Source organism: Acinetobacter sp. 1542444 (assembly GCF_000581835.1).
Taxonomy (GTDB): Bacteria; Pseudomonadota; Gammaproteobacteria; order Pseudomonadales; family Moraxellaceae; genus Acinetobacter; species Acinetobacter pittii.
Genome location: NZ_JEYA01000002.1, coordinates 273,333 through 285,122, shown reverse-complemented (window position 1 = coordinate 285,122; position 11,790 = coordinate 273,333). Strand labels below are relative to the sequence as shown.

General features: G+C 39.7%; 8 protein-coding genes and 2 tRNA genes. 4 read left to right on the top strand and 6 right to left on the bottom strand.

The genetic code is table 11. The annotated features are described in order from the left end of the window. Positions 1 to 146 precede the first annotated feature (146 nt). Positions 147 to 1,391, top strand: coding sequence for an NADH:flavin oxidoreductase/NADH oxidase family protein (locus tag J580_RS10305; protein WP_032004111.1), 1,245 nt, complete (start codon positions 147 to 149; stop codon positions 1,389 to 1,391). Positions 1,392 to 1,396: 5 nt separating this feature from the next. Here J580_RS10305 and J580_RS10300 read toward each other — a convergent pair whose 3' ends face one another. The 5 genes from J580_RS10300 to pyrC all read right to left on the bottom strand — a co-directional run bounded on the left by J580_RS10300 (position 1,397) and on the right by pyrC (position 6,350). Next, a complete protein-coding gene (locus tag J580_RS10300) occupies positions 1,397 to 2,080 on the bottom strand; it encodes a glutathione S-transferase N-terminal domain-containing protein (protein ID WP_032004109.1) in 684 nt (227 codons plus the stop codon). Between the two features lie 205 nt (positions 2,081 to 2,285). Further along, entirely contained in the window at positions 2,286 to 4,400 is a 2,115-nt protein-coding gene (locus J580_RS10295) for a TonB-dependent siderophore receptor (RefSeq protein WP_032004107.1), read from the bottom strand. A 174-nt stretch (positions 4,401 to 4,574) separates the two neighbouring features. Then, a tRNA-Glu gene (locus J580_RS10290) sits at positions 4,575 to 4,650 on the bottom strand. A gap of 18 nt (positions 4,651 to 4,668) precedes the next feature. Next, entirely contained in the window at positions 4,669 to 5,331 is a 663-nt protein-coding gene (rnt, locus tag J580_RS10285) for a ribonuclease T (RefSeq protein ID WP_002117536.1), read from the bottom strand. Then, positions 5,316 to 6,350, bottom strand: a complete 1,035-nt coding sequence (gene pyrC / locus J580_RS10280; protein ID WP_005070491.1) for a dihydroorotase — start codon at positions 6,348 to 6,350, stop codon at positions 5,316 to 5,318. The genes rnt and pyrC overlap by 16 nt, the downstream gene beginning before the upstream one ends. Positions 6,351 to 6,499: 149 nt before the next feature. On the opposite strand from pyrC, the gene J580_RS10275 reads away from it, so the two are divergent. Beyond that, a complete protein-coding gene (locus tag J580_RS10275) occupies positions 6,500 to 7,762 on the top strand; it encodes a GGDEF domain-containing protein (protein WP_032004106.1) in 1,263 nt (420 codons plus the stop codon). Between the two features lie 61 nt (positions 7,763 to 7,823). Here the strand turns inward: J580_RS10275 and argG are convergent, their stop codons facing one another. Further along, on the bottom strand, positions 7,824 to 9,182 hold the full coding sequence (gene argG, locus J580_RS10270) for an argininosuccinate synthase (RefSeq protein ID WP_014206117.1): 1,359 nt from the start codon (positions 9,180 to 9,182) through the stop codon (positions 7,824 to 7,826). A gap of 297 nt (positions 9,183 to 9,479) precedes the next feature. On the opposite strand from argG, the gene J580_RS10265 reads away from it, so the two are divergent. Then, positions 9,480 to 11,510 (top strand): NADPH-dependent 2,4-dienoyl-CoA reductase, encoded by a 2,031-nt coding sequence (locus tag J580_RS10265; protein ID WP_032004105.1) that lies wholly within the window; start codon positions 9,480 to 9,482, stop codon positions 11,508 to 11,510. 85 nt (positions 11,511 to 11,595) lie between these two features. Continuing rightward, a tRNA-Ser gene (locus J580_RS10260) sits at positions 11,596 to 11,685 on the top strand. The last annotated feature ends 105 nt before the right edge of the window (positions 11,686 to 11,790 follow it).

The following is an 11,790-nucleotide window of genomic DNA, read 5'->3' as shown; positions in this document are numbered from 1 at the left end:
TAAACTTCTAATGCAAAAAGTTGCATATTTTTATATTTTTTAAAATTGACATGTGCTATTGTCAGTTATCGATTATGACTTGACATGCCCAATAACTCATTTAAATTAGAGTAATTGCTCTAAAATTCAAAGAACAGAGGTTAACCATGAACCAGATTGCTCAACCCATTACGATACGCAATACCACCTTTAAAAACCGAATTATTAAAGGCGCAATGAGTGAAGCGCTTGCAAATTATGAAGGCCAACCAAATGACTTACATTTGGGTTTATATGGTGCATGGGCAAAAGGTGAGCTTGGCTGTGCAATTACGGGTAATGTCATGGTAAATGCCAGCGCAAAAAATGAACCGGGTGTTGTTGTTATTGAAACTGAACGTGACCTAGAGCGCTTAAAAGAGTGGGCGGCATTAGGTAAAAAATATGGCATGGTTCAGTTGATTCAATTATCGCATCCAGGTCGTCAGTGTCCAAAAGGCTTAAATAAAGAGACTGTAGCGCCATCAGCGGTACCTTTTAGCCCAGCTTTAGCAACCATGTTTGGAACGCCACGTGAACTTACTCATGACGAAATTCTAGATATTATTAAACGTTTTGCGACAGCAGCTCATATTTGTGAAAAAGCAGGTTTTGAAGGGGTACAATTACATGGTGCACATGGCTATTTAATTAGTCAGTTTTTATCGCCATTAACCAATAAGCGTACAGATCAGTGGGGCGGTTCAGTTGAAAATCGTAGTCGTTTTTTACTAGAGGTTTATAAAGCGGTACGTGAAGCAACTTCAGAGAATTTTATTATTTCAGTGAAGCTTAACTCTGCTGACTTCCAGCGCGGTGGTATTAGCGAAGAAGATGTAATTTCGGTATTTAAAGCCGTTGATGAAGCAGGAATTGATTTAATTGAAATTTCAGGTGGTACTTATGAAGCACCTGCAATGGCTGGCGCAAAAGCCGATAAACGTAAAGCAAGTACCATTGCACGTGAAGCATACTTCTTAGATTTCGCTGAAAAAATCCGTCAGCATGTAAAATGTAAACTTATGGTGACAGGTGGCTTCCGTACGGTAGAAGGCATGAACGCTGCTCTAGCAAGTGGGGCATGTGACTTTATTGGTATTGCTCGTCCACTTGCTGTTGAAACAGATTTAACTGACCGTTTAATCGCAGGTCAAGATGTTCGCTATGCCGTAAAACCAATTAAAACAGGTTTACCTTTTGTCGATAAGATGGCGATTATGGAAATTATTTGGTACGCAGCACAATTTAAAGCAATTGGGCAGGGTAAAAAACCAAATCCAAAACTATCGCCTTTAATTGTGTTTTTAAATTACGCGAAGGGCAATATTAAGGCCGTTGTTCAGGGGCGCGTGAATTCACGTAAATCTGCATAAATAAATTACCAAGCAATAGCCCAGTAAGTTTGAAAAGTAGAAGCAGACCATTGACCTTTAATTAGAGCATTTTTAAAGGCAGGTCTGTTTTCTATTTGGGTCAGATAACGCTGTATATGTTTAAACTGGCTGTAATTTGGTGAGCAAGTCAGTAACGGAAACCACATCAAAATATCAGCAGTAGTAAACTGATCTCCAGCAAACCATAAGTGACGTTCTAAATGTTTATCAATCATATTCATGTGTCGTTGTAATGATTGATTGAGATAGCCTTGATCAAATCCATATTTTAAAAGTTTTGGAACGAAACGAACCAGAAAAGGAGTACGCTCTGCAATTTGGTGAAAGATTTGTTTGAGTACCAAATCTGGGATGAATGTCGCCTCACAGTAATTTTTCCAATAATAAAAATTTTGAAGTTGTTGATTTCCTAAATTACTCTGCCCCAGTTGTGGGTGTAAATGAGAGAAATAATCTAGGATTGCTGAGGTTTCAGCCAAAATTGCAGTTTGTCCGTGTTCAATAATTTCGAGGGTTGGAAATTTTGATAATTGATGCGGTGAGTTATTATTTTTGTTTTCATCTGAATGATATTTCGTGATGAGCTCATAGTTGAGTCCTAATTCTTCTAAAAACCAAATAATGCGTTGAGAGCGTGAATTTTGTAAATGAAATAATCGAATTTGCATGTTATGTTCAAATTATAGTTCTGATCTGTTTTTAGTATAGGGTAGAACATAGTTTAAGTATAATAAAATATTTATAAATCATAAATTTATAATATTTTATATGAGAAAATAAAAGCCACTGTATTTTTAGACAGTGGCTTTCTTAATGACTGCTATCCCTAGAGAGATCTTACACGGTAAAAGGCTGATGTTTGGTTCTTTTAATTTAGAACGTATAGCTCATACCTAATTGAACAGTACGTGATTCACCCGGATATGCATATAGATTGAAAGCGCTTTCATCATAAACTTTGTCAAAAAGATTTTTCAGATCTAAGTTAATACGAAGTTTTGGTGTTGCCTGATAATAAGAAACTAAATCTGTAACAGCATAACCTTTCATTGTATAAGTGCTATTGGCTGTTTGACCTGCACGCTTATCAATATATTTTTGATTAATGCCTAGACCTAAGCCTTGTAAAGGGCCATCTTCAAATTCATAGATATTTAACAGATTAAAACTATTCTTTGGAATATTGGCTAAAGTGGTTCCTTTTTTCAAAGTATTATCTTTGCTGACTTCTGCATCTGTATAGGCATATCCACCAATAATTTTCCAAGCTGGAGTGATTTGTCCTGCAACATTTAGCTCAATACCTTGGCTACGAACTTCACCAGCAGCAACTTTATAGGCTGAATCTACAGGATCGAGAGTTAAGACATTTTCTTTTTTTGCATAGAAAATTGCAGAGTCAACCGACAACATATTGTCGAGTGCTTGCCATTTAAAGCCCAACTCGTAAGCCATGCCTTCCTCTGGGTCAAATCCCTCTCCATTATGGCTAGCACCAGTGTTAGGTTTAAAAGATTTCGCAGCATTGCTATAGATTGAAAGGTCATCACGCGCTTTAAAAACTAAACCTAAACGCGGAATAAATGCATCATGACTGGTATTCCAGTTTGCAGTATTCGGTAAAAGATTTTTGTAATCATGTTCGTAGTGCTCAAAACGCAAGCCCAGCAGTGCACTTAAACGCTCATTTAAATCGATTTGATCTTGTACAAAAAGAGCAGTTGTTTTTAAATTTTCACGGTCATGGGTCGTAATATTTTTAAGCTCAGGGAGAGGTTGGCCTAAAACTGGATCATAAATATTGATCGGGTAGTTATTTGACTTAGGATCTGAACGAATAATAAATGACTTGTAATCGTAGTTTTCATATTCAAGCCCAGTCACTAAAGTATGAGCTAGACCTAAAAGTTGGAAATTACCTGTTAGATTAATTTGGGCATTGGTATCTTGCCATTTTAATTCGCGATAGTTGTAATTTCGGTTTAAAGTTTCTCCGTCATCTTGAATGCCATTTGCCTCTACCGCATAGCCATGCAATTTGCCATTTAAATATTGCACACCAGCATTCAGCTTCCAGTCATTACCAAGGTCGTGTTCGACTCGTAATTGAGTCATGTTGTTATCATTGTAGAGTTGGTTGTTATATTTACCTGTTTCCCACAAATAGGTTTCGGGTGAACTATTAAAAGACTTCTGACCTGCATAGCGTGTTTGGCCACGATCAAGTGGATGCTGATTTCTTAAAATATCGGCTTCAAAGGTAACTTTGGTTGCATCAGAAGCTTGCCATTGAATGACTGGTGCAATTCCATAACGTTTAGACTCGACATGATCGCGATAACTATCACCGCCTTCAGCAATCACATTTAGACGATAACCAATATTTTCTGTATTTGGAATATTACCTGTGGTGTCTACGGTGGTGCGATATAAACCTTCACTGTTAAGCTGCGCACCTAAAGTGGTTTGTTGTTCAGACTTTGGTGTTTTAGAAATTAAGTTAAACGTACCACCTGGGTCACCACGACCATATAAGCTAGAAGAGGGTCCACGTAAAACGTCTACACGTTCAATAGTGTTGCTATCTGGAGCGTTTGGATAACCACGGTTAATCGGGAATCCATTACGGTAAAACTCACCGCTAGTGAAACCACGGAGATTAAAGCCTGTTAAGCCTTGGCCACCAAAGTTATTAGCGCGAGTCACACCACCAGCTAAATCAAGCGCTTCGATTAAACGTGTCGCGCCAATATCTTCAATTACTTTTTGAGTCACTACACTGACAGATTGTGGTGTATCTTTTAATGCGACTTCACTACGTGTTGCGCTACTTGAACTATCGACTTTATAAGCTTGGTCGGCAGCTTGTTGGGCTTTAATCTTAATGGTAGCGAGCGTTGTTGAGGAATTATGGGTTTCTGCGAAAGTACTTGAAATACAGCATAGTTGAGCGATGCTCAGGGAGAGGAGGCGAAGCTTAAGATCCATTTAAAACCTTGTTGATAATAAATATCAGTATAAAAATAAGAATTATTATATTGTAAATCTATGTAAAGGAAATACTGGATCAGTGATATATATGTACAAGTGTATTTTATTTGGAAATACAGAAAATTAGAAATATAAAAATAAAATAGAAAGGAATTTTATAAGAAGAGAATATGGCGTCCCTACGGGGATTCGAACCCCGGTTACCGCCGTGAAAGGGCGATGTCCTAGGCCTCTAGACGATAGGGACGTTGAGGATGGCGGTATCTTAAGAAGCCGCCACCAAACTGTCAAGAAGGTAAGGTGACAGTTTGTTCAAAATATAGCAAAACAGTTCAGCAGTCTTCTGAGTATCGTACAAAGCAGAGTGTGCTTCTTTGCCATCGAACTCAATTCCAGCTTGAATACACGCTTTCGCAAGCACGGTTTGTCCAAACATAACAGCACTTAAAGTAACCGTATCCATCACAGAAAAGCTATGAAATGGGTTTTGGTTTTTTGTACTTGTACGCGCAATTGCTGCTTGTACAAAACCAAGGTCAAAATGCGCATTGTGGCCCACTAAGACTGCATGTGTACAGTGTTGCTGTTTACGGACTTCATTCACCGATTTAAAAATACGGCGTAATGCAGTGCGCTCATCTTCAGCCATTGCAATACGCATTGGATTGAATGGATCAATACCAATAAAGTCCAGCGAACGACGATCGAGATTAGCCCCTTCAAACGGGTTAATATGTGCATGAAATGCTGGACCAGGGACAAATTGTCCCTGAGCATCATACACAATTGGAATGCACGCAATTTCTAGCAATGCATCTGTCTGGGCATTAAACCCTGCCGTTTCAACGTCAACAACAACAGGTAAGAAGCCACGAAAACGTTGGCCAATGACCGGGACAGAGGTTTCTTGTGTCACACTTTTCTCCATTGCAGCGTTTTCCCGGCATGCAGCGGGATAATTTTTTGATCATCTAAATAATCAAAAGATTCCGGAACGAGGTTATCTTCTTTTACCAAAGTAATGGTAGAAGTATTACGTGGTAGCCCGTAGAAGTCTGCACCAAAGTGGCTTGCAAAACCTTCTAAACGCTCTAATTTACCCACTTGGTCAAATGCTTGAGCATAAAGTTCAATTGCATTAGGCGCACTATAACAGCCCGCACAGCCACACGCATTTTCTTTTGCATTTTGCGAGTGAGGAGCACTATCTGTACCCAAGAAAAATTTAGGGTTACCGCTCGTTGCAACTTCAAGCAAAGTGGTCTGGTGAGTTTGACGCTTTAAAATTGGTAAGCAATAGAAATGCGGTTTAATACCACCAACCAACATATCATTACGGTTAAATAATAAATGCTGAGGTGTAATCGTTGCAGCCACATTGCGGTCTTGTTCTAAAACAAAGTGCGCAGCATCGCTTGTTGTGATGTGTTCAAGTACCACTTTAAGCTTTGGAAACTGTTTTAGTAACGGTGATAAAACTTCGTCTAGGAAGCGTTTTTCACGGTCAAAAATATCAACGTGGTTATGAGTCACTTCACCATGAAGTAATAACGGAACTTGATGCTCTTCTAGTTGCTCAATGACCGCATAAACTTTACGAATGTCACTTACACCGTTATCAGAATTGGTGGTCGCACCTGCTGGGTAAAGTTTAATAGCATTTACATGTCCAGATTCTTTAATTTTACGAACTTCATCTGGTGAGGTGAAATCAGTAAAATAAAGCACCATACGCGGGTCAAAGTTAAGACCCTCTGGAACATGAGCAAGAATACGTTCACGGTAAGCTAATGCTTCTTCCACAGTTTTTACAGGTGGAACAAGGTTTGGCATACAGATCGCACGAGCAAATTGTTTGGCCAAATCAGGTACAGTACGTTTTAATGCTAAACCATCACGTAAATGTGCATGCCAGTCATCTGGCTGGAGCAGGGTAATAGAGTCCAAGGCAGTTCAAACTTCGAAATAAAACAAATGATAATCGATAAAGTGTGAAAATGGTAACGAGAATTACGGACAAATGGCAAAATAAAGCGCCAGAGGCCTTAAAAAATAATGTTATATTTTGTTAATGTGTGAGAGGCAGGAATCAAGTAGTGGCAAATAGGGGAAATGTACATGAATTACTCAAAGCAAAAGAAGAAATAGAATATTTAGTAACTCTACATACCCATCGTTATGCCAATATACCTCTGCCACATCAATTAGAAAAAAAATTCTGGTGTCTAAATCTTGAGCGAACTAAACAGAATATCTCAAAGTTTTTAGCAAGTGGCATTTTAACCTATCTCATTTTCATATTGCTGGCTCTACCTACAGATTATTTGGTCATAGGCGTGCCTTATATTACTTGGGATTTTATTTACTGTTTACTTAGCGCAATTAATATTGCTTGTGCACTGCTTTTATTTTGGGTTTTTGCAAAGTTTAAAAAACTCACTGAATATTTTTATATCGCTGCATGTGGCATTGTATTTTTGACCATCATTATCAATGCAATGTTGCTCCTTAGCGTAGGAAATGTCGCTCTTAAAAACCAGTCGATGTTATTACTTTCCTTCTTATATATGCTGGGTTTTATTTTAAGCGGAATAAAGCCTCTACATATGCTTTATGTAGGTTTAACAGCAGCCTTTTGTGTTTTTTCCCTACTGATTTTATGGCAAGCGAATTGTGATTTTATTGCTTTGGGAAGAGCGCTGTTTGGAAGTTGTATTTTAGGTTTTTCAATTAGTACGATGCTTACCTCAAGAGAAAGAAGCCTTTTTTTAAATAATCAGCTTGCTGAGCTTAACGAACAGATTTTACGTATTGAGGCATCTGAATTGCTTCATTTAAGCCAGCAGGATGCACTGACGAATATCTCAAATCGACGTACTTTTGATGAGATGTTCGACTTTTTTTACTATCGTGCAAAGCAAGAAAAGCGTCCATTGGCTGTTTTGTTTATTGATATCGATTTTTTTAAAAATTATAACGATTTTTATGGACACCAAATGGGGGATAAAGTCATCTCATCTATTGCCGCTGCAATTAAAAATTCGATTCGGCATGTTGATTTTGTTGCCCGCTATGGAGGAGAAGAGTTTGTCGTACTGTTGCCGAAAACACCAGCTCAAGGTGCCTATGCAGTGGCTGCAAATATTTATAAAGCGATTGAGCGACAAGCGATTCCTCATGCAGCATCTTTAGTCTCTAAGCATGTCACGATTAGTTTAGGTTTTACTGTTTATACAGAAGGTTTTAAAGTAAATCAGGAAAAATTAATTCACGCTGCGGATCAAGCTTTATATCGGGCTAAGCAGCTTGGACGTAACCAGATTTATTATCAACCTTTGGAAGTAGCAGAACTTGTTTGAGCACAAATATTTGAAATAAAAAAGCCACCTTTGTCGGTGGCTTTTTTATTAAGTAAGAAAATTATTTTTTCTTGCTATCAAGTTGTGGTACAGCAGAACCTTGGCCGATTGAAAGCAAACCAGCATCTGTATAGATACCAAGTTTTGCACGTGTATCGGTAATGTCGAGGTTACGCATAGTTAACTGACCAATACGGTCCATTGGCGTAAACATTGAATCGCCTTTTTCCATTGTTAAACGTTCAGCTTCGTACGTTAAGTTTGGAGATTCAGTGTTCATGATGGTGTAGTCATTACCACGACGAAGTTCAAGAGTCACTTCACCAGTAATCGCTTTAGCAACCCAACGCTGTGCAGTTTCACGCAACATAAGTGCTTGAGAGTCGAACCAGCGGCCTTGGTAAAGTAAACGACCTAAACGTAAACCGTTAATGCGGTATTGTTCGATCGTATCTTCGTTATGAATACCAGTAACCAAACGCTCATAAGCAATATGAAGAAGGGCCATCCCCGGTGCTTCATAAATACCACGAGATTTCGCTTCGATAATACGGTTTTCGATTTGGTCAGACATACCTAAACCATGACGACCACCAATACGGTTTGCTTCAAGAATAAGCTCAACCGGATTGTCAAAAGTTTGACCGTTTAAGGCAACAGGTACACCTTCTTCAAAACGTACAGTCACTTCTTCTGGAGTAATTTCAACTTCATCTTTCCAGAAAGCAACGCCCATAATTGGGTCAACGATTTTGATACCAGCATTTAGGTATTCAAGATCTTTTGCTTCGTGAGTCGCGCCCAACATGTTTGAGTCAGTTGAGTACGCTTTTTCTTTTGACATTTTGTAGTCAAAACCGTTGTCGATCAGGAACTGTGACATTTCAGCACGGCCACCGAGCTCGTCGATGAAGTTTTGATCTAACCAAGGCTTATAAATTTTAAGATTCGGGTTAGTCAACAAACCATAACGATAGAAACGTTCAATATCGTTACCTTTATAAGTTGAACCGTCACCCCAGATGTTTACGTCATCTTCTTTCATTGCGGTAACTAGCATTGTACCTGTTACTGCACGACCGAGTGGAGTCGTATTGAAATAAGGAACACCACCTGTACTGATATGGAATGCACCACACTGAATCGCAGCAATACCTTCAAGCGCAAGTTGTAAGCGGCAGTCAATTAAGCGAGCTTTTACAGCGCCGTATTGTTCTGCTTTCTTTGGAATTGCATCGTAGTCATCTTCATCAGGCTGACCTAAGTTTGCAGTATATGCATAAGGTTCTGCGCCTTTTTGTTTCATCCACAATAAGGCAGCTGAAGTGTCTAGGCCTCCGGAGAAGGCAATCCCAACTTTTTTGCCTACTGGTACATGCTGCAAGATAGTTGCATTATCAGTCATTGCTAATCCTAACATTTATGAAAAAGACCCCATATAGGCGGTCTTGAGAATTCTGAATGGCGGCTATTGTAGCACTATTCATGGTGCTTTTTTTCGCAAAAAAAGCATTAATTCACTTGTTCTGATTCGAAGTTTTAATTTGATAAAAAATATAAGGCTATTTATAGAATAAGAAGAAGTGAATGAAGTATTGTTCTTAAATAAATGGATTGACCATAAGCTCCGATAAATTTCTTTGCATGGTCATCCAAAATTATCAAAAAAGTATTAAAGTACTATGCAACAAGTTGCAAAAAATTATTGGGACGCAGCATGACAAGTTACGCCAATTTATTAAAACCATTACATTTGGGCTTTACTACCATTAAAAACCGTGTGGTGATGGGTTCCATGCATACGGGGCTTGAAGACCGTTTTTACAATTATCCAAAACTGGCAGCTTATTTTGAAGAGCGTGCGAAAGGTGGGGTTGGCCTGATTGTGACAGGTGGTATCTCACCGAACCGTCAAGGATGGTTAGCACCTGCTGGCGGAACCATGAATAGCTTATTTGATATTCCACAGCATCGTCTGGTTACACATGCTGTGCATAAACATGGTTCTAAAATCTTAATGCAAATTTTGCATGCAGGTCGCTATGGTTACCAGCCGTTTGTTGTGTCTTCAACTGCAATTAAATCTCCAATTTCACCTTTTAAACCACGCCAGCTTTCTGAAAAAAATATTCTGAGTACAATAGAAGATTACGCACAGTGCGCCGATATTGCCAAAAAAGCAGGTTATGACGGTGTCGAAATTATGGGTTCGGAAGGTTATTTAATTAACCAGTTTTTAAGTCGCCACGTGAACCAGCGTACTGACCGTTGGGGTGGTGAAATTGAAAACCGTATGCGCTTTCCAGTCGAGATTGTTAAAGCGATCCGTGCCAAAGTTGGTGAGAAATTTATTATTTGTTTCCGCTTGTCTTTACTCGATTTAGTCCATGACGGTAACACCATGCAAGAGGTGGTGACTGTAGCCAAAGCTTTAGAAAAAGCAGGCGTGACTTTATTAAATACCGGCATTGGCTGGCATGAAGCTCGTGTGCCGACCATTGTCACGTCTGTGCCTCGTGCCGCTTTTGTCGACTACACTGCTCATGTAAAACAGCATATTTCTATTCCGATTATTGCGTCAAACCGCATTAACATGCCTGAAACTGCCGAAGAAATTTTGGCAACTGGCAAAGCAGATATGGTTCAAATGGCGCGTCCTTTATTGGCCGATGCATTTTGGGTAAATAAAACTGCGACTAACCGCGTTGATGAAATTAATACTTGTATTGCCTGTAATCAAGCCTGTTTAGATCATGCTTTTAAAAATAAGCGTGTGTCTTGTTTAGTGAACCCACGTGCAGGACATGAAACTGAACTGGTCTATTTAAAGACTAAACAGCCTAAGCGAATTGCAGTTGTGGGTGGCGGAGTAGCGGGGATGTCGGCGGCAACTGTTGCTGCAAGCCGTGGCCATGCAGTGACGCTGTTTGAGGCAACTTCAGATGTAGGTGGTCAGTTTAACTTTGCCAAAGTTGTACCGGGCAAAGAAGAATTTCACGAAACGATCCGCTACTTTAAAGTCCAACTGGAAAAAACTGGAGTGGACGTACGTTTAAATACTCGCGTAAATCGTGAGCAGCTCGAACGCGAAGGTTTTGATGAAGTGATCGTTGCAACAGGCGTAATCCCTCGTGCATTAAAAATTGAAGGAAGTGATGCACCACAAGTCCTTTCATATGCTCAAGTTTTGAAAGGGGCAGAAGTCGGGCAAAAAGTTGCAGTGATTGGTGCGGGTGGTATTGGTTTTGACGTGTCAGAGTTTTTACTTAAACCGCCACATCAACCACAGCCTCAACCTTTGGCTGATTGGCAACGTGAATGGGGTGTAGACCCAGATCCGAATTATGTTTCTGAAGGGGGGATGCAGCCGCCAGTCGTTGAACCAGCGATCCGTGAAATTTATTTATTGCAACGTAAAACCACACCACTTGGTATTGGTCTTGGCAAAACTTCAGGTTGGGTCCATCGTGCACAGCTTAAAAAGCATGGCGTACGTATGCTGCGTGGTGTGCAATATAAAGCAGTCACTGATGAAGGGCTTTGGATTGAGCACAATGGGCAAGATCAACTTTTACGTGTAGATACGGTTGTTGTGTGTGCAGGTCAAGAGTCGGTAAAAGACTTGATGCCAAAAGAAGGTGAGTCGACTATAGCGAACTACCATATTATTGGTGGAGCAAAGCTCGCAGCAGAGTTAGATGCCAAGCGTGCGATCAAAGAAGGAGCAGAATTAGCTGCGCAACTGTAAAATTGATGAAACAATATGCACTTGAACACAAAGCGATGATATTTTTCTTGAATAAAATGAATAAGCTTTGTATTCTTACGCACATGGAAGCGTGGCAGAGCGGTTTAATGCACCGGTCTTGAAAACCGACGAGGGTGTGAGTCCTCCGTGAGTTCGAATCTCACCGCTTCCGCCAAATTCGAAAAGCCCCTGTTAAAAACAGGGGCTTTTTTTATATCTATTATTTTACCCCTCATTCTACCCCACATAAAAATTTGGATTGAGTTAGACAGATTTTGAT

Excerpts from the sequence above, each read along its gene's own strand:
- J580_RS10305 (WP_032004111.1), top strand. The coding sequence starts at position 147 with ATGAACCAGATTGCTCAACCCATTACGATACGCAATACCACCTTTAAA.
- J580_RS10300 (WP_032004109.1), bottom strand. The coding sequence starts at position 2,080 with ATGCAAATTCGATTATTTCATTTACAAAATTCACGCTCTCAACGCATT.
- J580_RS10295 (WP_032004107.1), bottom strand. The coding sequence starts at position 4,400 with ATGGATCTTAAGCTTCGCCTCCTCTCCCTGAGCATCGCTCAACTATGC.
- rnt (WP_002117536.1), bottom strand. The coding sequence starts at position 5,331 with ATGGAGAAAAGTGTGACACAAGAAACCTCTGTCCCGGTCATTGGCCAA.
- argG (WP_014206117.1), bottom strand. The coding sequence starts at position 9,182 with ATGTTAGGATTAGCAATGACTGATAATGCAACTATCTTGCAGCATGTA.
- J580_RS10265 (WP_032004105.1), top strand. The coding sequence starts at position 9,480 with ATGACAAGTTACGCCAATTTATTAAAACCATTACATTTGGGCTTTACT.